A 20,197-nucleotide genomic window follows, 5' to 3' on the forward strand; every position below is an offset into this window, starting at 1 on the left:
GCCTGAGGAGCAACGTTCCCGGCGAACGCGATGACACTCCCCCGGTCACCACGGGGCTGATGGGTTGCGTGCCGGGGCGACGCGGTGTGCTCTGTACTCGGCGTCGGATTCACTCGCGTCGCCCCCCAGCAGGCACTTGACGGCCATGGGTGCCTGGCCGGTCAGGCCGGTCCGGGCGCTTCGTCATCTGCGCCTCCGGATCGTCCCCGTGCCTCCCACTCCCGCGAGGTGCAAGGCCACCAGCGTGAGACCGAGGAGCATGACGTTGGTCGAGGTGAAGATGTCGTTGGTCGAGACATCTGCCGCGTTGATCAGGAAGGCGATGAAAAACAGGGCTGCGGAAACGATGGCGAGCATGGTGTCCGGTCTCCTCGTGAGGTGATGCTGTGCTGTGATGCACAGCGAATTCCCGCTGGCCCGCTTCTCATGTCCCGGTCCTACGAAGCCCGCGGGAGGCCGGCGCCGGCCTGGGGGCGGTTCGGGGGACAGCTTCCTCCTCACTCGGATGGCCGACCGTTGAACCACATTCTTCGGCTCCCGCTCCAGCTCAGAGCCTTTTCGAACACAGCCGCGGTTCTGACGGTTCGTCGGGCGGGTAGGGGCGTGGACTCAACGGCATCAAGGAAGGGAAAACGCCATGTCAGTGGAGCCCGAACCTGCCGATGCAGTGGCCGCGGCTGAACACGTCGCCGAATCGCTGGTCGAGTTGTGCCGACGGGCACGCGAGGACGTCGCGCCGACGGTCTCCGACGAGCAGATCCGCGGTCTCCTCACCCTGGACAGCGAGGCAACGGCCCCGGGCCGGATGGCTGTTGTCCTCGATATCAGCCCATCGTCGGCGAGGGAACTGCTCGACGGCCTGGGCCGACGCACTCTGGTGCGCCGCCTGCCGTCCGGGGAGTTCTGCCTCACCGGCGCCGGAAAGTGTGTGCTCGAAGCGGTGCGTCAGCATCGCCGCCGGCTCCTGGAACAGGCGCTGGTGACAGCCGCTCTGCAAGACCGCCCGGTATTGCGCGACGCAGTGGATCAGCTGTGCGGGGTGGTGAGCCCCCTGGACCGGGTGCCTCGTCCTCGCTCGCCCCTCTGACCGGGAACGGGCCGTGTGGCCACGCGCTTCGAGCCGAGTGCACGTGTACCGCGCTTGCCGGAGCCCCATCGTCGGCTTGGCGAGGCTGCAGATTCACGCGGCGACGGGTTCACGGGGGGAGGTCTGATCGTGCCCGAGCCGGCGCGACGCCAGGTGAAGAGCGGCAGTTGACCGCTGTACTCTGCCGGCCGCGCGCCGGGGCTCGGGCTCCCGGGCGGACCACGGCCGCGGCACCGTGGCCGCTCGCGTGGTCCGCCCCGCCGCCGTGCTCATTCGGCCGCGGCGAGCAGCCGTGCCTCGCTCTCCTCGTACAGCCGCCGGTTCTCGCGGCTCTCGGCGGCGCGGCGCCGGTGGTCCAGACGGCTGCCCAGCCAGCCCGCCAGATAGCCGAACGGGATGGAGACCAGGCCGGTGGACTGCAGGGGGAACCAGTCGAAGTCCGCATGAGGGAAAACGGCGGACGGCGTGCCCGAAACGGCCTTGGAGAAGAACATCAGCCCCACTGCACAGGCCGTGCCCCCGTAGAGGCTGGCGAGCAGGCCGGTGCGCGTGAATCCCCGCCAGAACAGGGAGTAGGTCAAGGCGGGGGCTACCGCCGACGCCCCGATGCAGATCGCCAGCGTGGTCAGTACGGCGACGTCCCAGTTCTGAACGACGGCGGAGAGCAGGATGGCAACGGTTCCCACCACCACGCTCGTCCACGCCGCCACCGTCATCTCCGTACGCGGCGCCGCCCGTTCCCGCCGCAGCGCATGGGCGAACAGGTCGTGTGCGAGTGACGAGGCCGCGGCCAGGGTCATCCCCGCGACCGAGGACAGCAGGGTGATGAACACCGTGCCCGCCATCGCCGCGTAGAGAACCGTCGTGCCCGCCGAGCCGGCACCTCCGCCGAGGGCCCGGGACAGCATGAGCACCGACGTCCTGCCGTGCGGGTCAGCCACGGTGATGTACTGCGCTCCCACCAGGGCCGCCGCGCCCGTACCCATGATGATCACCGCCAGACAGAAGGTGGTGACCGTGCCGACCGCCCATGACATCGAGCGGCGCACGGCGGGCACGTCCCGCGCGGAGTACAGACGCATCGTGATGTGCGGCAGGCAGGCCGCGCCGAGGATCACGGTGATCTGAAGACTCGCGAAGTCGAGCCGTTCAGCCGCCGACGTGCCCAGCTGGAGGCCCTGTCGGAGGAAGGCTGGCCCCGTTCCGCTGCCGCGCTCGGCGGCCCGCAGCATCTCGCCGAGGCTCCAGTCGAATCGGTTGAGGACCAGGGCGGCGACGGTGATGCTGGTGCCGAGCAGGAGCACGATCTTGATCATCTGAACGAGGGCCGTGCCCCGCATGCCGCCGATCGCCGCGTAGATGATCATCAGGCTGCCGACGAGTACGATGCACGCCGTCCTGGCGCCGGCTTCGTGCGACAGCCCCAGGATGAAGGTGAGCAGCGACCCGGCCCCCGAGAGCTGGACGACCAGGAAGGGGAGGGTCGCCGACAGTGTCACCACGCAGGAGGCGATGCGGACGGCTCGCCCGGGCATGTTGCGGGCCAGGACGTCGCCCATGGTGAAACTGCCTGCGTTGCGCAGCGGCTCGGCCAGCAGGAACATCAGCAGCACCAGCGACAGGGCGGTGCTGACGGCCAGGACGTAACCGTCGTACCCGGCGAGGGCGATGATGCCGGTGGTACTGAGCACCGTGGCCGCGGAGATGTAGTCTCCCGCGATCGCCAGGCCGTTCTTGAGAGGTGTGAGCGAGCGGTAGCCGGTGTAGAAGTTCGTCAGGTCGTCGCGGTCCGGTCCCGCCATCACGCACATCAGCAGCGTGAGCGTCACCAGGGTGCTGAACAGGACCAGGACGACTGCCTGCGTGCCCGAGCCGTAGTCGTTCACCGCGCCACCCCGGCATCCCGGCCCGGCAGGACCCCTCGCTCCCTGACGGCCCGCGCGAGCGGGTCCACGGAGTGCTGTGCACTACGGCCGTACCAGAAGACGGCCGCGAAGGTGACGAGGAGCTGGAGGATCCCCAGACCCATGCCCAGACTCAGCTCCCCGGCGATCTCGGAACCCATCAGGTCCGGCGCGCAGCAGGACAGCACCACGTACACCACGAACGAGCCGAGGGCGGTGAGCGTGGAGACCCGGCGGAGCACCCGGTAGGCGGAGCGGAGGGCGGCGAGGTCGGCACCGTACGGAGGGGGATCCTGCGTGAGCGGCGGGCGCTGGGGGGCCTGCCCGTACGACTCGTAGGTAGGGGCGTCGTGTCCGTACGCACCATGAGAGGTGTCCTGCGCGACGTCGGGCCGGTACGACTCCTGCCACGGGTCCCACCCGGTCGACTCGCGCCGGGGGGCACGGTCTTGGGGCTCCGTCGGTGGCTGCGTCCATCCCGGCGGTTCCGGCGGCGGGTACCGGTTGTCGTAAGGGTGTGTCATCGCATGGCCTTCCGGTGCGGCTCTGATCCGAGGGGGTGACGGCGAAGCATCGGCGCGACGGCGCACGATACCGACTGGTTGGAATGCGTGATAAGGCCGGGGAGAGTTACGTTTTCGGCTCGATGCGGCATCCGGTCGACGGTGATCCACCGAGGGTGGTCGACGCCCCGGACCCTAGGCCCCCGGACGCAGGGATGCTCTGTGGGGAATATCACGGTCGCCGACGTACCTACTGGTCGGTATGGTCATGAGGAGGCCGTAACGACAGGAGGCGTGATGTCCACGACCAACCGCCAGATCCGTCTGGCAGCCCGCCCCGTGGGCGAAGTCAAACCCGAGGACTGGGAGCACCGTGCCGAACCGGTCGAGGAACCGGGACCAGGCCAATTCGTGGGTCGCACGCGCGTCATCTCCCTCGACCCGGCCATGCGGGGCTGGCTTGACGACCGTCCCTCTTACCTGCCGCCCGTGGGCCTCGGAGAGGTGATGCGCGCCGGATCCGTCATCGAGGTCACCGCCTCGAACCACCCCGACTTCCGGCCCGGCGACCACGTGGTCGGCACGTTCGGCGTCCAGGAGTACGCGGTCTCCGACGGCCGGGGCGCCATGAAGATCGACACCTCCCTCGCCCCGGCCTCGACGTATCTCGGGGCGCTCGGCATGCCCGGCATGACCGCCTACTTCGGCCTGCTGGACGTCGGGGCGCTGCGGGACGGCGAGACCGTCGTGGTGTCCGGCGCCGCCGGCGCGGTCGGCACCATCGCGGGCCAGATCGCGAAGGCCAGGGGCTGCCGCGTCGTGGGGATCGCCGGCGGCCCCGAGAAGTGCGGGATGCTCACCGGCGAGCTGGGATTCGACGCGGCGATCGACTACCGGGCGGAGGACGTCAGGAAGGCACTGCGCGAGCACGCCCCCGACGGCATAGACGTCTACTTCGACAACGTCGGCGGGGACGTCCTCGACGCCGCTCTGACCCGGCTGGCGATGCACGCGCGCGTCGTGGTGTGTGGCGCGATCAGCCAGTACAACAACGCCACGCCGGTGAAGGGCCCCTCCAACTACCTCTCGCTGCTGGTGCGCCGTGCCCGCATGGAGGGCTTCGTCGTCTTCGACTACGCCAAGCGCTACGCGGAGGCCGCGCAGGAGATCTCCGCCTTGATCGGCGCCGGCCGCATCAAGGTCAAGGAACACGTGGTGCGGGGCACCGTCGACGACTTCCCCGCCGCCTTGCAGATGCTCTTCCGCGGCGAGAACGTCGGCAAGCTCGTGCTGGAGCTGGCATGACCAAGGGTGAAAGCGGATCCGTCGTCCCGCAGGAAGCGCACAGGGACGCCGCCCCGCTCCAGGGGAAGGTGGCGATCGTCACCGGCGCTGCCAGCGGACTGGGCCGGGCCTCTGCGACAGCTCTGGCGAGAGCGGGCGCGCGCGTGGTGGTCGCCGACCTCGACGCGCAGGGCGGGCGGGAGGTGGCCGACATGGTCGACGGCCACTTCCGCGCCTGCGACGTCTCCGACCTCGACGCCAACCGCGCACTGGTGGAGTTCACCCAGGAGCGGTACGGCGGTGTCGACATCGCGCTGCTCAACGCGGGGGTGGCGACCGGATGCGGCGTCGGCGAGGACTTCGACCCAGCACGTTACCGCCGGGCGATGGGCGCCAACCTCGACGGCGTGGTCTTCGGTACCCACGCGGTGCTGCCCGCGATGCGGGCCCGCGGTGGGGGGTCGATCGTGGCAACCGCTTCTCTGGCGGGCCTGGCGGCGGTGCCGCTCGATCCGTTGTACGCGGCCAACAAGCACGCGGTCGTGGGTCTCGCACGCTCGCTGGGGCCGGCTCTCGCGCCGCAGAACGTGCGCTTCAACGCGGTCTGCCCGGGATTCGCCGAGTCGCGCATCATCGATCACCTGCGGGACATGCTCGCCGAACAGGGCCTGCCGGTCATCCCGGCCGAGGCGGTCGCGGACACGGTGCTGCGGATCGTCACCGGCGACGGCACCGGGGAATGCTGGTTCGTCCAGGCCGGCCGCGAACCGGAGCCGTTCCGCTTCCGCAACGTCCCCGGCCCGGCCGAGCCCGCCGGCCTCTGAGACGTTGCCGGGGGCGGGCCCTGCGAGCGGGCGGGCCCGCCCCCACCGTCGTACGGAGCCGAACCGAGCCGGCTCCAGCAGCTTGAGGCAATCAAGTAGACGGCCAGAAACGGCAGTCGCTCCCCGAAGGGGGTCCAGCAGGACCCGCACCATCCTCCGAGAGCCCCGACCGGGCGGAGCGATCCCTGGCACAGCCGCCCTCGGTTCCTGCGCCGGTTGGAACAGTCGAGCAGCACCTTGTCCTCCAAGGCCGCGTGCAGGTCCCGTGCCACGCCTGCCCCCGCACCGTAGGGCAGCGCGGCCACCACCACCTGGCCGGACTCGGCCGCCGCGCGCAGACCGGCAGGCTTCGCACTGCCTCCGATGCGCGTCGCGAGCCGCTCGCCTTGTGTGCGTCCCGCCCCCCGATGGTCACCTCGTGTCCGGCCCGCCGTCAGTGGGTGGCGAGCGCGTCGGCCATGTTGCCCGTTCCCAGTACGCCGATTCTCATCACGCATTCCCTCTCTGTGCCTGCTTCGACCGTTCACACCGACGCTAGGCGGCCGTTCGGGCACCATTCGGTACGTGACGACCGACGCCTTTCTCGCAGACTGCCGCGCCCGTCTCGCCTTCGCCCTGCTCTCCAACACCTGGAACGCCGTGGTGCTCTGGGCACTACGCGACGGTCCCAGGCGCCCGGTCGAACGACGGGAGCGGATCGGGGGCATCGGTTCCAAGGTCCTCACCGAGACACTGCGCCGGCTGCAGTTCAACGGACTGGTCGACCGGCAGGCGGATCCCGACGCACCATCACGGGTCCAGTACCAACGCACCGCTCTGGGACGGACGCTTGCTGGCGCCCATCGACGCCTTCGGCGCATGGGCCTTCGAATACGGTGATGCGGTCATGGCCGCCCAGGAAGCAGCGTGCACCCCGGACCCGCAGTCCCCTCGTCCCACTTGCCCGGACGGGTCAACAGCGTGAGGACCGACGTCGCCGGCAGATGAGTGCATGTCCCGGCGTGAGGAAGGCTTGGCGGATGCCGCCTGCGGATCTCCCAGCGATCCGCAGGCGGCGGCACCGGCGCAGGTGGACGATTACGCGGACGCCTCGGGCGCAGACCTTCAGTGCAGGCGGCTCGCCATGAGTGACAGAGCATTGAGCGCTTGCTCACGGTTCTGCACCTGAGTGCCGGACCGAGCCATGTACGACTGCACCAGGAACGGCCCTTTGCGGCCGGTGATGTAAGTGTAATAAGTGTCCGCCGGCCCGCCCTTCTCGTCGATGGGCGAGTGGCCTTCTTCCGCCACTACGTCATCGAGGCCCTTCGGTTTCGGAACCTCGATGGGGTGAATTCTGTCCCACGCCACCCTGTTCGCGCTGTCGCGCTCCGTCTTGCAGCGCGTCGCGTCGTCGTGCCATCTGGCAAGAGCTGCCCTGGCGAAGTCGTCAGACCGATAAACAATCAGCGTGGACGTTGCGTATACTGACGCGTCCTGCGCTTGGACAGTGCGCGACAAAGTCCCGAAAGCATTGAGGATCGGCTGCATCACCAATTTGCAGTCCTGATCAGTGTTCTCCGCGGACATGGTGTCGTCCTCGTACGGATCGCTCCGTTGAAACCCTGGACCCCAGTCCGCGGGTGTCAGTGTCACCCGCCCAGCCAGGTCCTGCGCCTCCGTGGACGAACTGACACTTGGCGATCCGGCACCTTTTCTGCCACTGAAATAGACCGCGAACGCGACTGCAGCAGCCGCAACGGCCAGGACGAGACCGATGATCGCGGGGATCGTGCGCCACCAGGGCCGCTCAGGCGGTGGACTGGCCGCAGGTACTCCGCGCAGGGGGCCGGGCGGGGGCGCTGGCGGCGGCGGAATGCTCACTTGCCTGCATTACCACCCGTGGTCGAATCGCAATACGACCGAACCGAAGGATCACCGGAACGGCCTAAACGCGTCGGCTGCCGCCCGATGCCCCAGCCGGTCGGTATCGAACGCAAATCAACGCCGTGACGGTCGCCCGCCATGCGTGCGTTGACCGCACCTGACTTTCCTGCTGCAGGTTCTCCCGCCGCCGGTGGAGCCGCAGGCTCCCTTCACGAGTTGCGACAGCGGACGTGCGCCTCCCCGGGCAGTGTGTGAATGGCGGCGTTCGGTGTTCATGAGAAATGACAGCGGCCGTGGGGTGGCTGGTCCTGCAGTCACGTCCACCGGTCGAGGACTGTGCTCGATCACCGTCGGGTGGCCAGCCAGACGGCTACGGCCGATGTTCGTGGTTCCCGTTCGTGGACCACTGGTTCACGGGGACCCGTCGATCGCGTCGATTTCCAGAAGGGTTCCGGTGGGGCCCGGCCCATCGTCCGAGGAACCCGCTCTCCGAAAGGCGGCAGGGCCACCGCCCTGCCAGTCGCAAGGAGGACGGCCGAGCCAGGCCGTGCGGTGCCGTCGGCTTCAGGCGGGCTCGATGGCGGACTCGGTCGCGTAGCGGCTCATCGCGTCGATGTTGGCCTGTGGCGTCAGCGGCCGACCGCCGGCGAGTACTTCCTGAAGGTCCCGGAAGTACTGCACGTACAGGTCCGGGGTGAACGTGCTGAGCATGACGGCGGGTCGATCGGTCAGGTTGGCGAAGGTGTGTGGGGTACCAGGCGGAACCATGACGAGTGTGCCCGTGGCGGCGTCGTAGTCCTCGTCCCCGACCGCGAACCGCACGGTGCCGGAAAGGATGTAGAAGCCCTCGTCGTGTCGGGCGTGGCGGTGCTGCGGCGGTCCCTGGGTGTGCGGGGCGAGGACGGACTCGGCGATCGCGAGGCGGTGCCCGGTGTGGCTGCCGTCCTCCAGGACCCGCATCCGCGTGGTACCCAGAACGATCATCTCGCCGTCGCCGGGACCCGTCACCGATACAGCGGGGTGGGCCCGCGGCTCGCTGGTCTTCGCGTCTTCGGTCGTGCCCAGCGGCTCGCTGGTCTTCGCGTCTTCGGTCGTGCCCAGCGGCTCGCTGGTCTTCGCGTCTTCGGTCATGCTCACGAGTTCACCGCTGGGACTCCAGGGCTGTCCAAGACCTGTCCCGCAGCGCCGATACCTCGTGGGTATCGTTGCAGCGTGGAGCTACGGGCCTTGCGCTACTTCGTGGCGGTCGCCGAGGAACTTCATTTCGGCCGGGCCGCCACCCGGCTGCACATGAGTCAGCCGCCGCTGAGCCGGGCGATCAAGCAGTTGGAGGCCGACGTCGGGGCCGTGCTCTTCGCCCGCTCGCCTGCCGGCGTCGCGCTCACTCCGGTGGGCACGGTGCTCCTCGACGAGGCGCGGGCCCTGCTCGACCATGCCGACCGCGTCCGGGTACGCGTGAGTGCGGCGGCCGGCGTCTCGACCCTCACCATCGGCATCCTGGGCGACGGCACCGACCCGGGCGTTGCGAGGCTGGCCGCCGCCTACCGCCGCCACCACCCCGGCATCGACATTCGCGTCCGCGACACCGATCTGACCGACCCGACCTGCGGGCTGCGCGCCGGACTGGTCGACGTCGCGCTGACTCGAGGGCCGTTCGACGAGACCGCCCTGACGGTGCGTGCGCTGCGGACCGATCCGGTCGGCGTGGTCCTGCGCGCCGACGATCCGCTGGCCCGCCGCGACGGGCTGCGGCTGGCCGAGTTGAGGGACCGCCGCTGGTTCCAGTTCCCGCAGGGCACCGACCCCATATGGCAGTCGTACTGGAACGGTGGCAGGCCGCGCGAGGGCCCGGTGGTGCGCGCCGTCCAGGAATGCCTCCAGGCCGTACTGTGGAACGGCACGGTCGGCCTGGCCCCGCTCGGACACGACCTGCCCGCGGAACTGGCCGTGGTGCCGCTGATCGACATGCCACCGAGCCGAGTGGTGGCGGTGTGGAACGAGGGGGACACCAACCCGTTGATCCGGTCCTTCATCGGGATCGCGACAACCGCGTACCGTCACTGAGCACCGACCTCCGGTGCTGCCGCAACTCGTTAACAACCCGAACCCCGCAGGCCCAGAGACTGCCTCCCGCAATAGTGAACATTTGCTGTTCCTTCTCGGGTACTGGTCGGCCTCTTCCGTGATGAGTACGCCTGGCAAGGGACCCGGACGACGCCGATGCACGGCATATCGTGTCCAGACAAGGGGCATCTCAGTCATGGAGGCGGACATGACAACAGGTGAGCGAGAGACGGAGATACGGGTTGCGGCCGAGCCCGGTCCGGTGTCGCCTGCGTATCTGGTGCGGCGCATCGAGCGGATCGCACTGGCTCAAGGTTTCGACGTGGGCGAGGTGCGGACCCGCTCGGGATGGGATGCCGGCGCCGAGGTCAGCACCGATCGGGGAACGGTCGTCGTTTCCCAATGCGCAGAGGACTCCTTCTGCGTACGGATCCTCCGGCACCGTGGCTTCGCGTCCTCGGAGGGGTGGACGAACGACCTCGTCGCTGCGGTGGGGGTCGCGAATCTGTGGCACCAGGGCGGCACTCCGCGGGAGCTGCGCGACCGCTTTCCCTTCATGAGCTGGAGCGAGCTGGCGCAAGCGTTCGAGGATGGTGACCCTGCTCCCGCGAAGTGGCGTGAGCTGCTCTCCAGCGAGTGGCACCTGCGTGATCGACCGTTCCTGCTGGCGGCTCACGCCCACCCTCAACTGAGGAGGTTCTGGCCCGACATCAGCCACAGGAGTCTGACGCTGTGCCGGACGCCGTTCGATTTGGAATCGGGCCTCGTGAAGATCTGGCCTCTGGGGGAAGACCGTTATCGAGTGACCATGTATCCGGGTGGCTTCCGGCGTGAGGTGTCCTCACTGGGCGCGGCGCTTGAGGTCGCCGCTGCCTGTTTCGCTTCGGGCCCGGATTCGTAGCCACCCGACGCGCAGGCGGAGCGTGCGGGATCGGCCGGCGGCAGCACGCGGGGCGGCGAGGGACCGGCGAACAGGGCCAGGTCCGGCTCTTCGGGCGTAGCAGCGCGCATAGAGCTTCGTTGACGGGCCATGGGGTGGGGCGGCGCCGCTGCGACCGGCACCGCGGGCGGTGGAGCCCATCTCCGCCTCCGGGCGATGCGGCACCCGGTCGGCAGGCTTCAGGCCCATGGGGGTGAGCTTACGCAGGTGGAAAGTCGATCAAGAGGCCGTGACCGCAGACCGGCACTGCCTTGCGCGGATGAACGTGGGAGCCGATCATTCGGGCCATGAGATCCGAAGTCCAAGCATTCTTCGCCGCCGGTCCCCTCCCCAACTGGGACGCGAGTGAAGAAGAGATCTCCAAGCGTGAGCGCCAGCTCGCACTGATCCCCCAGCCCGTCACTCCCGAAGAAGCCACGGCATTGGCCAGTTGCTTCGGTCCGGACGACTGCTATGGCCTCGCCTGGACGCTGGTGCACCTCATCGAGACCGCACCTGGCCCGCTGCCGCGGATCCCGCAAGCCCAGCCTGATGCAGGCGCCTGGCAGCGAACCCTCTCGGCGCGATGGGGCGGCGGAGAGCCGACGACTTGACGGCCCAGGCGCAGGCAGCACCCCACGGCCGCCGTCCCATGGACCCTGGCGGGCCGCCCACAGAGCCCGGGGGATGCCATCTTCTGTGCACTCGCCTTGCCCTGATGCGCGCGGAGCGGAGGGCGGCGCATTCTGACCGCGCGGCCCGGGCACGTCCGACGGCCGAGTTGCGTCGCCGTCTGGCTGCGGAGCACCAGGCCGACAAGCCAGGGAACAGTCAGGAGCGCGGAACGGTGAGGGCACGTTACGGCACATTCCCGCGGCTGTCGTCCAGCCCAATGCGCCTCCGCTCGTGACCAGGGCCCGCCGGGCACCCCCGGGTCGCATTCTTCACTCGGGGCCGAGGGCCACCGTCGTCGTGACCCGGGTGAGTGCGGGTTTCCTCGGCACCGAGCCGAAGCCGAAGCGCACGGGAGGTTCCACGGGGGCCGTCACCCCCAGATCGACGCCTTCGAAGAACGCCGACACGAGGCGGATCGGCACAAGGTCCCGAGCGCCGTACCATTCGCGGCGGCCCGCACGGGCACTTCCCGTGGCCCGCACTCCGGGCAGCGCCAGACGGGCCAGCCGGTCCGTGAAAGTGCTCCACGCCGGACGGCTGGCGAGCGGGCCAGGCACGGCGCGCAGCAGCAGGCCCAGGGGCCCGCGCCGTCCGGTGACGAAGCGCAGCTCGAGTGAGCCCGCCGTCACTGTCCAGGTGTGGGCGGTGACACCGACTCGCACCGGCACCACGCGCACGGTGTCGAAGACGTACGTGGCGCCGATGAAGTCCGCCGTCTCCCGGGTCGGGGCCAGCAGCAGCCGCTCACCGTCAGCTCGCTCCACCATCACGTCGCTGAACGCGCCGAACGGTGACCGCTGCCAGTGTCCGAGCACGATGCGGGTTCCGGAGGAGGTGCCGATGCCCGCGATCCAGCCCTCGAAGCGCAGCCTGCGGCGACGCGCGGCCGAGGTGCCACCTCGGTTCATCGGCCCGGTCCCGCCGGAACGGGCCTGTACAGGGGCCCGCTCTCCGGAAGCGGCGGCCGTCGGCGGGCCGGGCAGCGATGTTCCCCACCGCACATGCCTGGCTCCTCCTGAGAGGTGCAGGACGGGCTCGCCGGAGAAGGCACGAAGACCCGCCGAGGCAGTGACTGTCTCCTCCAGCACCTCGATGCCTGCGCCGGCCGGAGGGCAGGGGTCATGCTCCACCCACGTCGCCCGGAGTATGCCGGGCCGACCCGTGTACGCCCGCCGGCGCGAAGTGAGCCACACATCCCGGGGCGGTCAGTCGGGTCGGCTGTTGAAGGCGTGCGCTGTGGCGGCATGCACGGCGAGTTCGGCCACGGGACGCTTGCGGATGTCGGAGTGCGCGCCGGCGAAGGGCTGTCCCTCCACGTTGTTGATGACGCCGGCGGCGTTGACCCTGTAGAAAGTGCCGGGGGCGAAGCCGTAGTTCGTGTTGCCGTCGGCGGACATCACCCGGTCCTCCAATGGGTTCACCGCCTGGTAACCATCTGCGCCCATGCCGCCCCAGCGTCCCGCAGCCCTAGCCATCGTGTCCTGCCGGGACATGAAGGAGGCCTTCGGGTACCACACGCCGACTGCCCAGTCGAACACGCTGAATGTGGCCACCAGGGGGCCATGTACCCGGTCCCCGAAGGCGTTCAGAGCACCGGGGTTGCCGAAGGGGTTGTCTTTCGCGTGCGAGAACGACCAGTGAGAGAACGCACCCTGCAGGAGCAGCAGTGAGGTGACCGGGCTGTTGGACGGTCCGCTGATGCCGGACAGGGTGAAGGAGACCAGACGGGCGCCGAAGCTGTGGCCGATCAGATGCACCCGCACGGAGGGCAACCGGCCGTGCAGTGTTTCAAGCAGCGGCCCCAGCCCGTCTCTGCCGATGTCACCAGCGCGAGCCTTCATGATCGTGTACGAGAGCACTCGCATAGCGTCCTTGGCGCCGTTGATGGCGCGGTTGAACCAGTCGCCGATGCCTTGCGTCGCGGAGCCGGGCGGAGCGCTGCCGAAAGCCTCGGCAGCCGCTTGGTATCCCGTCCTAGGGTCTGCAGTCCGCAGCAGCGCGGTCTCGCCCGCGTCTTCGAACTCGCCGGCGGGCGCCGGTGGCACCAGTGACTTCAGCAGCTGGTGGATCTGCCGCAGCCTCGCCTCCTTCTCCACGTCGGACTCATTGGAGCCGACCGCTGTCTGTCCCTGGTCGATGAGCCGGCCCACCTCCATCACCGTCTGCTGCTGCGCCGGGTCGGCGAACCCTGGCTGGAGGGATGTGGCAATCTCCGTTCCGGAAAGTGCTGTTGTGCCGGCGTTGAGATCCACCACGGCGCCGCTCCCGGCTTGCGTTGCAGCAGCTGCTGATGGAGGGGTCGCTTGTGTGGGCGGGAACCACAGGGACGGCCAGTAGATACCGGCGAATCCCAGTCTGCCGATGTCTGTCGCGGCGATCGCGGCTTCCCGGATCATCGGAAACATTTCGTCGTAGAGCGCGCCGGCGTCGTTCTCCGAAGTGCCCCACCCGTGGCTGAATATGAAGAGGTCGTCTACGTCCTCGGCGATCACCTGGTCGAGGAAGTCTCTTTTGACCGGTGCGGTCAGCCGGCCCTTCTCGTCGAATCCGAGGTCCCACACCGGCTCATTGGTCGCCAGTCGATTCATGGCCGCTGCCCCTTGCGTCAGACGTTCGCGAGCATTCGCATCAGATCGACCAGGCCCGCGCCTTGCGCGTACCGTTCCCTGCCGATGTCGGTGGCGCTGTCGGTGAGCAGGCGCTTGACCTGCCGTGGCCGGCCGATGAACTCCGGGCGGGCGGAGAGGAAGGCCGCGATGACTCCGGAGACGTGTGGCGCCGCCATCGATGTGCCGGATTGCTCGGCGTATGTCAGCAAGCTGTCTGGGAGAGGGTTTTCTGCGGTCGGGTTCAGACCGGCCGTGGCCCGGATATTGCCGCTGGCGGCCGAGGCGATCCACTCGCCGGGTGCCACAACGTCCGGTTTCATCCGTCCGTCAAGTGTCGGCCCCTTGCCCGAGGTCCAGGTGACGCCGAATACGTGCGGCGCGTCCCGGTGCGTGGATCCGACCGCGATGCAGTCCTCGGCATGCGCGGGTTCGGTGATCGAGCCCAGGACGGCGGAGGTGTTGGCCGTGTCTCCGATGGCGGTGCGGGCACCGAAATTGCCCGCGGAGACGACCACCACCACGCCGGAGGCGACGAGCTGGTTCACGGCCTGGCAGAGCGGTGACTGGCCTGCAGCGTACTGATCGGGTCTCCACTCGGAGCCGAGGCTCAGGTTGACTCCGTGAACGCGTAGGACGCCCGGGTCCACGTTGACCTCGGTTCGCAGGTACGTCAGCGCACGAATGACCGCGCTGGACGATGTGACCCACGTGCCCTGGCGGCTGAGCCGCATGACCTTGATGCTCACCAGCTCGCACCCCGGCGCCATCCCAGACAGTTTGTCCACATGGGCTCGCTGAATGTACCCGGCGTTCCCGGGGTCGTTCGACTCCGCCACCCGCGGCTTCATACCGTCCGGCGTGCAGCCCGAGATGATCCCGGCGACGTGAGTGCCGTGACCGCTCTCGTCCTCCAGAGGTCGCAGCCGGTATCGATCATCCGGTCCGTCGGAGGTTTCCTGGGTGACAGGCTCCGCCGGGTCGTCCGGGTTCACGAGGAAGCTGAAGTCGCGGTGCAGTTGACTGGCCAGCCCTTGCGACCTGTGCTCCCCTCGGTCGGCGACGGCAAGTTCCAGCCCGGAGAAGTGCGGATGGCAGGCATCGATTCCGCTGTCGATGACCGCCCAGACGATTCCCTGACCGCGTGCGTCGTAGGAGCGCCAGGCAGCGTTGGCCTTGACAGTGGGCGCGGAGCGGTCGATCTGCGGATGGAGCGGGTAGTCCGGCCAGACGCGGAAAATGGTCGGCGGCCGGTGGCTGTGCTCGCCGAGATGGCGGTCTCTCTCCACCATGTCGCGCAGGACTGCGCGGGAGAGCACGCATTGATACAGCTTCGGCGCGATGAGCGCGAGGCCGTGCGGAACGGGCGGTTGGACGGGGCTCGCCGACGTGAACTCCTCCGGCCACTGCCCGCCGGCCATCGCCGAGTAACGCTCCCACAGACCGTAGAAGGCCTCGCGGACCGCCAGCAGGCCGCCGGGATAGAGCACGTTCAGCTCGATCAGCATCGGGACCCGCTGCTGCGGGTCGACTGTGGTGGTCCCCGTGTCGGCAGTGCCGTCCGGAGGCAAGTTGAGGTCACCGACGATGGGGGAACGGAACGGCCCGTCGGGCTCATGCATCATGACCGTGCCCTTTCTCCTGAAGCCAGAAGCGGGCGGGTGCCGAAATTGAAATTTCCCGGGCCTCATCGCCTTGGTTACCGACGGCATGGGCAGCAGCGACCCCAGGGATGCAGCGTGTTCATCTGCGCCGGCTATCCGGTGCAGTCGGCGGCTGCCTGCCGGAAGATTGCAGCGTAGGCAGTCGCGTAGGCAGTCGTGACACTATGGACCACCGTGGAACACCTGCTCCGAAGGCACTGTATCTATTGAGAGTGTCAGCCTGAGTCATAGATCTTGCAAGTCGGCTGGAACAACGTTGGCGGCGTGACTGCGGTGGGTCACACACTCTGGATCTGAACCAGTGCAGGATCGGCGGTGAGCGGTCGACTACGAAACGCCGATCACTGCTCAACTCGAATCCGTTGTGTCGGAGATGGCAGACAGTTCCGCGCCGCTGAACCAGGCACACTCTGGGTTCCAGATGGCGAACGGCGCAGCACGCTCAGCCGCAACCCGCTCAGGCTGCCGACGCGGGTCGGCCGGAACGACAGAGGTCCGGGTGACCCGCCCGGCTGCCAGGCTGCCCAGGTCGCGCTTGACCAAGGACCACACACCTTCCTGCGGGTTCAGGTCCGGCGCGTAGGCAGGCAGCGGGGGCCGGCTGTGCGGTATCCACGGCCCAGTGCGCCGTCGACCACACCGGCGGCGCAGAACGCGGAGCCACACTATCGAGTGATCGGACACGAGTACCGGCCTCTTAGCGAGCCAGCGCGTACTTCGGGGGAGTTATTTCGTTGAGCCCGCACCCTGCATCGTGTTGGCTAGCGGCACTGAGCTGTCGGTTCCACAGGTGACCGCTTGGCTGTAGCAGGGAGTCAAAAGTGCAAGACGTTGTTGTCGACCCGGTTGCCCACAATCGGGCGGCCTGGGACAAGTATGTCCAAGAGGGCAACGAGTGGTCCAGGCCGGTGAGTACTGAGGATGTCGAGCGTGCCCGCATGGGCGACTGGTCGATTGTTCTCATCGGGCGTGAGCCGGTCGACCGCTCCTGGCTGCCGACGGACCTGACCGGCAAGGACGTGTTGTGCCTGGCCTCCGGCGGTGGCCAGCAGGGTCCTATTCTCGCCGCCGCAGGGGCGCGGGTCACCGTATTCGACAACTCACCCCGCCAGCTCGGCCAGGACCAGATGGTGGCGGCGCGCGACGGACTCGAGCTGCGCACCGTCCTGGGCGACATGCGCGACCTCAGCGCGTTCGGCGACGCAACATTCGACGTCGTATTCCATCCGGTCTCCAACCTGTTCGTACCGGACTTGGCAGCGGTGTGGCGTGAGTGCTTCCGCGTCCTGCGACCGGGCGCAACCCTGCTCGCTGGCTTCCTCAACCCTGATGCCTACTTGTTCGACCACGAGGCGCTCGACGAGCGCGGCGAGCTGATCGTCGTGCACAAGCTGCCCTACAGCGATGTCACGCAGTACTCCGCCGAGGAACGCGCCACGAAGTTCGGCGCGGATGCCGCCCTCGAATACAGCCACACCCTCACCGACCAGATCGGCGGGCAACTCGCCGCGGGGTTCGTCGTCACCGGCTTCGCGGAAGCGCCGCACCAGTCCAACGCATCCGCTCAATACATGTCGCACTATTTTGCGACGCTGGCGGTCAAGCCGGGCTGACCCAGTCGTGGGGCCGGCCGAGACGGCCGTGTCCCCGAAGGGTGAAGTGGAACGCTGTACCAGCCCGACCCGTCAAGGTCGCTGAGCCCCCATCACGTGATGGGCCTGACCGCGAACACCAAGCCGATGTCGCCGGCCTGCTGCACCGGGTCCTGCTGGACGCTGACCGTGAAGCCGTGCGCGAGGAAGACCTCGCAGATCGTGTCGCGGTTCTGCAGCCAGCGTTCCACCTCGACGACGGCCTGGCGGATCAGCGGCCAATGCCGTTCCTCGATGCCCATGAGCACGTCGAGTTCGGCGCCTTCCACATCGACCTTCAGCAGGTCGACGTGGTCGATGCCCTGCTCGTCGAGCACTGACGACAGGGGCCTGACCTTCACCCGGTGCGTCTCGAGCCGCCGCATCACCCGCAGTTTGCGGCCGACGAGAAGAGTGAGGACGGGAGCCGGTACGCGGCGCAGGACCGGTCCCAGACCGCCTTGGCGGATCATCTCGACCACGCTGGCGGTGACCCGCCGCCGCTCGGCCTCGATGTTCCCCTGGTCCCGCAAAGAGGACGAGAAGACCGTGGCGGCCGGAACGTAGCTGAAGTCGACCTCGTCGTCGGTGGACGCCAGGCCGTAAGGGAGCACGGTCAGACGCCCGTTGAAGAACTCGCGAGCATTGCGTTCGAGCGTCGCACGAAGTGGCGGCACCGGCTCGAAGGCGTAGATCCGCACATCCCCGTCCAGCCGCTCATAGACGGCCGCCGAGAACACACCGATGTTGGCGCCCACGTCGAGAACTGTCACGCCTGGCGCGCACTCGACGCCGTGGGTGAAGTAGCCGCCCACCTCCTCACGCAGGAAGGACGCCTCCCAACGATTGATACTGTGCAGCTCAATCGCATTCATGGCCATGACAAGGCGATTTATCAGGTTTGGAGCCAACAATCCAGCCCGCATGCGGCGTCACTTCGACCGCCTCCCTGATGCCCTGCGCGTGTGGCGCGCCAGGAGGCTCGCCCGCATCGACCGCAAGACGGAACTGCTCCTCGAGCGGCAGGCTGAGCTGAACCACTGTCGACGTACCAAACCCAGCCGCCCGACTGGAAATCGGGTCACCGCCGAACTCGGGGTCCGCTCAGCCGGACCGAACGGGAAGCGGGGAGGTGAGCCCGCCATCGAGGCGGGGATCGTCGCCACCCGGCGGCCCGGCCCCAACCATCGAGGCGGGATCGTCGCCACCCGGCGGTCCGGCCTCGACCTCACCGGCCACCGCCCAGCAGCCGCACAGAGGGCGACGTGCGACCTGGGCGCTCAGATCACGACTGAGGGCGCAAGGCGCCCGAGATGACGGCGGCCACCATCTTGCGTACGGCGGCGGTCTGCGGTGGGGCGCTGGTCCGGTCCGCGAACAGCAGGTGCCCTGCCCCGACCAGGGTGGGGGCGAGTGTGTCGATGTCGGCGTCACCGGCCAGCCGCCCCGACTCCCGCTCGGCGGTGAGGTATGCGGCGATCATGGCGGTGCCGTGCGCAGCCAGTGGGATGCCGGTCAGACCGGCCTCGCGCAGCCGGGCGCGAAGGCCGTCGCGAAAGGTGATGAGCGCGACGGTTGCCACTGTGACCGGCCCGAACAGGTCCTTCACCGCATCGGTCAGGTTGTCCACCACGCTCCCGGTGCCGGCGGCGGCACACAGAGATGCGGTTCGGTCCTCGATGCCGCGGACGCGGTCGAGGACCAGCTCCGCCAGGAAAGCGTCGAAGTCGGCGAAGTGCCGGTGCAGCACACCCTTGGCACAGTTCGCCTCCTCCGTGACCGCCCGGCTGGTCAACGCGTCGGGCCCGTCCCGCAGCAGGACGCGCTCGGCGGCTTCGAACAACTGGCCGCGCACGTTGTGGATGTGCACCCCTGACGGCATTGCTTTCCCTTCCGCGCCTGCGACTTAACAAGTGGGCAACCGCCCACTAGAGTGGGCGCATGCCCACTTTATCGCAGGGACAGCCGGACAAGTCCGGGCCCGAGCCCCATCGCCACCGGCAGACGGCCGAATCGTTCGGTGTGGACGCCGAACGCTACGACCGCGCCCGACCACCGTATCCCGAGGCCCTGGTGAACAGGATCGTCGCGGCGAGCCCCGGTCGAGACGTCCTCGACGTCGGAGCCGGGACCGGCATCGAGGCCCGGCAATTCCAAGCGGCCGGCTGCACGGTGCTCGGTGTCGAGCCCGACGAGCGGATGGCCGCCTTTGCGCGACGCAGCCGTGTCGAGGTCGAGGTCGCCAGGTTCGAGGACTGGCAGCCGGCCGGGCGGCAGTTCGACGCGGTCATCGCCGGCACCGCCTGGCACTGGGTGGACCCCGTCGCCGGTGCGGCCAAGGCGGCCCAGGTGCTCCGGCCCGGCGGCCGACTCGCCCCCTTCCACCACGTCCCCCAGCTCCCGGCCGAGGTGATCGACGCCCTCGCCGAAGCACTCCAACGGGTCGCACCTGATTCCCCGTTCAAGCCTGGCCTGCTACGAGGTTCGGCCTTGGACGCGTACCAGCCGCTGTTCGCGAAAATCGCCGACGGCATCCGGCAGGCCGGCAGCTTCAGCGAGCCGGAACAGTGGCGCTTCGTCTGGGAGCGCACTTACTCCCGAGAGGAGTGGCTCGACCAGCTCCCCACCTTCGGCGGTCTCACCCAGCTCCCCGCACGCACAATGGCGGAGGTCCTGGACAGCGTCAGGACCGCGATCGACATGCTCGGCGGCCACGCCACCATGCGCTACACATCCGTCGTGATCACCTCCACCCGCTCCCGTGCGGCCTGACCGCCGCAAACGTCGACCTCGCCGGGCGCGGGCAGACTGATGAGCTCGGCGACGCCCTCGGGGCGCGGGCCAGGTTCTCCGGCTCGTCGCACCGGATCTCGGTCCGACGGTCCGTCCCGGCGAGCGACACGATTGCTGAAGGTCAGCCGACCGGCCCGCTGCTGACGCACCATGGAATGCGGAGCTCCAGCAGGCCTCGCTGCTAGCGCGTGTCTCTTTGATGGGTTGGTCAGTTGATCGGATGTGTCCGTCCGATCAGTGATCACCGATGCGATGTGGGACCGGATCGAGCCGCTGATGCCGGCGGATCCGGTCCGCGGGCGGCGATGGGCCGATCACCGTCGCACTCTTGAGGCCATCGCGTGGAAGTACCGCACCAACTCGCCCTGGCGGGACCT

Annotated in this window: 19 protein-coding genes and 3 pseudogenes; 10 read left to right on the plus strand and 12 right to left on the minus strand. The window is 68.6% G+C overall.

The genetic code is table 11. The features are described 5' to 3' along the window. Positions 1 to 183: 183 nt before the first annotated feature. Complete coding sequence (locus tag JK359_RS32275; RefSeq protein ID WP_201843132.1) at positions 184 to 357, minus strand: hypothetical protein; 174 nt, start codon at positions 355 to 357, stop codon at positions 184 to 186. A gap of 280 nt (positions 358 to 637) precedes the next feature. On the opposite strand from JK359_RS32275, the gene JK359_RS32280 reads away from it, so the two are divergent. After that, on the plus strand, positions 638 to 1,087 hold the full coding sequence (locus JK359_RS32280; RefSeq protein ID WP_201843133.1) for a helix-turn-helix domain-containing protein: 450 nt from the start codon (positions 638 to 640) through the stop codon (positions 1,085 to 1,087). A 269-nt stretch (positions 1,088 to 1,356) separates the two neighbouring features. Here JK359_RS32280 and JK359_RS32285 read toward each other — a convergent pair whose 3' ends face one another. After that, positions 1,357 to 2,973, minus strand: a complete 1,617-nt coding sequence (locus JK359_RS32285) for a sodium/solute symporter (protein WP_201843134.1) — start codon at positions 2,971 to 2,973, stop codon at positions 1,357 to 1,359. Next, positions 2,970 to 3,515: a DUF485 domain-containing protein gene (locus JK359_RS32290; protein ID WP_201843135.1), complete on the minus strand. Its 546-nt coding sequence runs from the start codon at positions 3,513 to 3,515 to the stop codon at positions 2,970 to 2,972. Before JK359_RS32290 ends, JK359_RS32285 begins: the two co-directional genes overlap by 4 nt. Before the next feature lie 276 nt (positions 3,516 to 3,791). Between JK359_RS32290 and JK359_RS32295 the strand changes: the two genes are divergently transcribed. After that, complete coding sequence (locus JK359_RS32295; RefSeq protein ID WP_201843136.1) at positions 3,792 to 4,799, plus strand: NADP-dependent oxidoreductase; 1,008 nt, start codon at positions 3,792 to 3,794, stop codon at positions 4,797 to 4,799. Beyond that, the gene (locus tag JK359_RS32300; RefSeq protein ID WP_201843137.1) at positions 4,796 to 5,602 is read left to right on the plus strand and encodes an SDR family oxidoreductase; all 807 of its coding nucleotides are present in this window, start codon (positions 4,796 to 4,798) and stop codon (positions 5,600 to 5,602) included. The genes JK359_RS32295 and JK359_RS32300 overlap by 4 nt, the downstream gene beginning before the upstream one ends. A gap of 215 nt (positions 5,603 to 5,817) precedes the next feature. Here JK359_RS32300 and JK359_RS39465 read toward each other — a convergent pair. After that, positions 5,818 to 6,092, minus strand: a pseudogene (locus tag JK359_RS39465) (NADPH-dependent F420 reductase); the annotation flags it as partial. 74 nt (positions 6,093 to 6,166) lie between these two features. Between JK359_RS39465 and JK359_RS32305 the strand changes: the two are divergent. Next, a pseudogene (locus JK359_RS32305) lies at positions 6,167 to 6,566 on the plus strand (winged helix-turn-helix transcriptional regulator). Positions 6,567 to 6,706: 140 nt separating this feature from the next. On the opposite strand, the gene JK359_RS32310 reads toward JK359_RS32305, so the two are convergent. Next, positions 6,707 to 7,171 (minus strand): hypothetical protein, encoded by a 465-nt coding sequence (locus tag JK359_RS32310; protein ID WP_201843138.1) that lies wholly within the window; start codon positions 7,169 to 7,171, stop codon positions 6,707 to 6,709. 861 nt (positions 7,172 to 8,032) lie between these two features. Next, entirely contained in the window at positions 8,033 to 8,533 is a 501-nt protein-coding gene (locus tag JK359_RS32315; protein WP_236678799.1) for a cupin domain-containing protein, read from the minus strand. Between the two features lie 147 nt (positions 8,534 to 8,680). On the opposite strand from JK359_RS32315, the gene JK359_RS32320 reads away from it, so the two are divergent. From JK359_RS32320 to JK359_RS32330, 3 genes are all read left to right on the plus strand, one after another. Continuing rightward, entirely contained in the window at positions 8,681 to 9,532 is an 852-nt protein-coding gene (locus tag JK359_RS32320; protein WP_307788364.1) for a LysR family transcriptional regulator, read from the plus strand. Between the two features lie 196 nt (positions 9,533 to 9,728). Further along, positions 9,729 to 10,433, plus strand: coding sequence for a DUF6193 family natural product biosynthesis protein (locus JK359_RS32325; RefSeq protein WP_201843140.1), 705 nt, complete (start codon positions 9,729 to 9,731; stop codon positions 10,431 to 10,433). Between the two features lie 326 nt (positions 10,434 to 10,759). Beyond that, positions 10,760 to 11,065 (plus strand): hypothetical protein, encoded by a 306-nt coding sequence (locus JK359_RS32330; protein ID WP_201843141.1) that lies wholly within the window; start codon positions 10,760 to 10,762, stop codon positions 11,063 to 11,065. A gap of 330 nt (positions 11,066 to 11,395) precedes the next feature. On the opposite strand, the gene JK359_RS32335 is transcribed toward JK359_RS32330, so the two are convergent. The 4 genes and pseudogenes from JK359_RS32335 to JK359_RS40545 all read right to left on the minus strand — a co-directional run. Beyond that, positions 11,396 to 12,034 (minus strand): hypothetical protein, encoded by a 639-nt coding sequence (locus JK359_RS32335; RefSeq protein ID WP_201843161.1) that lies wholly within the window; start codon positions 12,032 to 12,034, stop codon positions 11,396 to 11,398. 297 nt (positions 12,035 to 12,331) lie between these two features. Beyond that, positions 12,332 to 13,714 (minus strand): hypothetical protein, encoded by a 1,383-nt coding sequence (locus tag JK359_RS32345; protein WP_201843142.1) that lies wholly within the window; start codon positions 13,712 to 13,714, stop codon positions 12,332 to 12,334. Between the two features lie 17 nt (positions 13,715 to 13,731). Then, a complete protein-coding gene (locus JK359_RS32350; RefSeq protein ID WP_201843143.1) occupies positions 13,732 to 15,357 on the minus strand; it encodes a S8 family peptidase in 1,626 nt (541 codons plus the stop codon). 534 nt (positions 15,358 to 15,891) lie between these two features. Beyond that, positions 15,892 to 15,987: pseudogene (locus JK359_RS40545) on the minus strand (transposase); the annotation flags it as partial. Positions 15,988 to 16,217: 230 nt separating this feature from the next. Here JK359_RS40545 and JK359_RS32355 point away from each other — a divergent pair. Further along, positions 16,218 to 17,009 (plus strand): class I SAM-dependent methyltransferase, encoded by a 792-nt coding sequence (locus tag JK359_RS32355; protein ID WP_201843144.1) that lies wholly within the window; start codon positions 16,218 to 16,220, stop codon positions 17,007 to 17,009. A 92-nt stretch (positions 17,010 to 17,101) separates the two neighbouring features. Here JK359_RS32355 and JK359_RS32360 read toward each other — a convergent pair whose 3' ends face one another. Further along, positions 17,102 to 17,908 carry an FkbM family methyltransferase gene (locus JK359_RS32360; protein ID WP_201843145.1) on the minus strand — a complete coding sequence of 269 codons (807 nt, stop codon included), beginning with the start codon at positions 17,906 to 17,908 and terminating at the stop codon, positions 17,102 to 17,104. A 404-nt stretch (positions 17,909 to 18,312) separates the two neighbouring features. Continuing rightward, a complete protein-coding gene (locus tag JK359_RS32365; RefSeq protein WP_236678771.1) occupies positions 18,313 to 18,909 on the minus strand; it encodes a TetR family transcriptional regulator in 597 nt (198 codons plus the stop codon). Between the two features lie 59 nt (positions 18,910 to 18,968). Here JK359_RS32365 and JK359_RS32370 point away from each other — a divergent pair, with 59 nt between their 5' ends. Next, entirely contained in the window at positions 18,969 to 19,799 is an 831-nt protein-coding gene (locus JK359_RS32370) for a class I SAM-dependent methyltransferase (RefSeq protein ID WP_201843146.1), read from the plus strand. Between the two features lie 243 nt (positions 19,800 to 20,042). Next, positions 20,043 to 20,197: transposase (locus tag JK359_RS32375; protein ID WP_201843147.1), on the plus strand; the 155-nt coding region annotated here is incomplete at its 3' end.

It is taken from the genome of Streptomyces actinomycinicus (genome assembly GCF_016741775.1).
Taxonomy (GTDB): domain Bacteria; phylum Actinomycetota; class Actinomycetes; order Streptomycetales; family Streptomycetaceae; genus Streptomyces; species Streptomyces actinomycinicus.

Coding starts and splice junctions, on each gene's coding strand:
- JK359_RS32325 (WP_201843140.1), top strand. CDS start 9,729: ATGGAGGCGGACATGACAACAGGTGAGCGAGAGACGGAGATACGGGTT.
- JK359_RS32295 (WP_201843136.1), top strand. CDS start 3,792: ATGTCCACGACCAACCGCCAGATCCGTCTGGCAGCCCGCCCCGTGGGC.
- JK359_RS32290 (WP_201843135.1), bottom strand. CDS start 3,515: ATGACACACCCTTACGACAACCGGTACCCGCCGCCGGAACCGCCGGGA.
- JK359_RS32345 (WP_201843142.1), bottom strand. CDS start 13,714: ATGAATCGACTGGCGACCAATGAGCCGGTGTGGGACCTCGGATTCGAC.
- JK359_RS32360 (WP_201843145.1), bottom strand. CDS start 17,908: ATGGCCATGAATGCGATTGAGCTGCACAGTATCAATCGTTGGGAGGCG.
- JK359_RS32280 (WP_201843133.1), top strand. CDS start 638: ATGTCAGTGGAGCCCGAACCTGCCGATGCAGTGGCCGCGGCTGAACAC.
- JK359_RS32310 (WP_201843138.1), bottom strand. CDS start 7,171: ATGTCCGCGGAGAACACTGATCAGGACTGCAAATTGGTGATGCAGCCG.
- JK359_RS32300 (WP_201843137.1), top strand. CDS start 4,796: ATGACCAAGGGTGAAAGCGGATCCGTCGTCCCGCAGGAAGCGCACAGG.
- JK359_RS32330 (WP_201843141.1), top strand. CDS start 10,760: ATGAGATCCGAAGTCCAAGCATTCTTCGCCGCCGGTCCCCTCCCCAAC.
- JK359_RS32335 (WP_201843161.1), bottom strand. CDS start 12,034: ATGAACCGAGGTGGCACCTCGGCCGCGCGTCGCCGCAGGCTGCGCTTC.
- JK359_RS32365 (WP_236678771.1), bottom strand. CDS start 18,909: ATGCCGTCAGGGGTGCACATCCACAACGTGCGCGGCCAGTTGTTCGAA.
- JK359_RS32370 (WP_201843146.1), top strand. CDS start 18,969: ATGCCCACTTTATCGCAGGGACAGCCGGACAAGTCCGGGCCCGAGCCC.
- JK359_RS32275 (WP_201843132.1), bottom strand. CDS start 357: ATGCTCGCCATCGTTTCCGCAGCCCTGTTTTTCATCGCCTTCCTGATC.
- JK359_RS32350 (WP_201843143.1), bottom strand. CDS start 15,357: ATGATGCATGAGCCCGACGGGCCGTTCCGTTCCCCCATCGTCGGTGAC.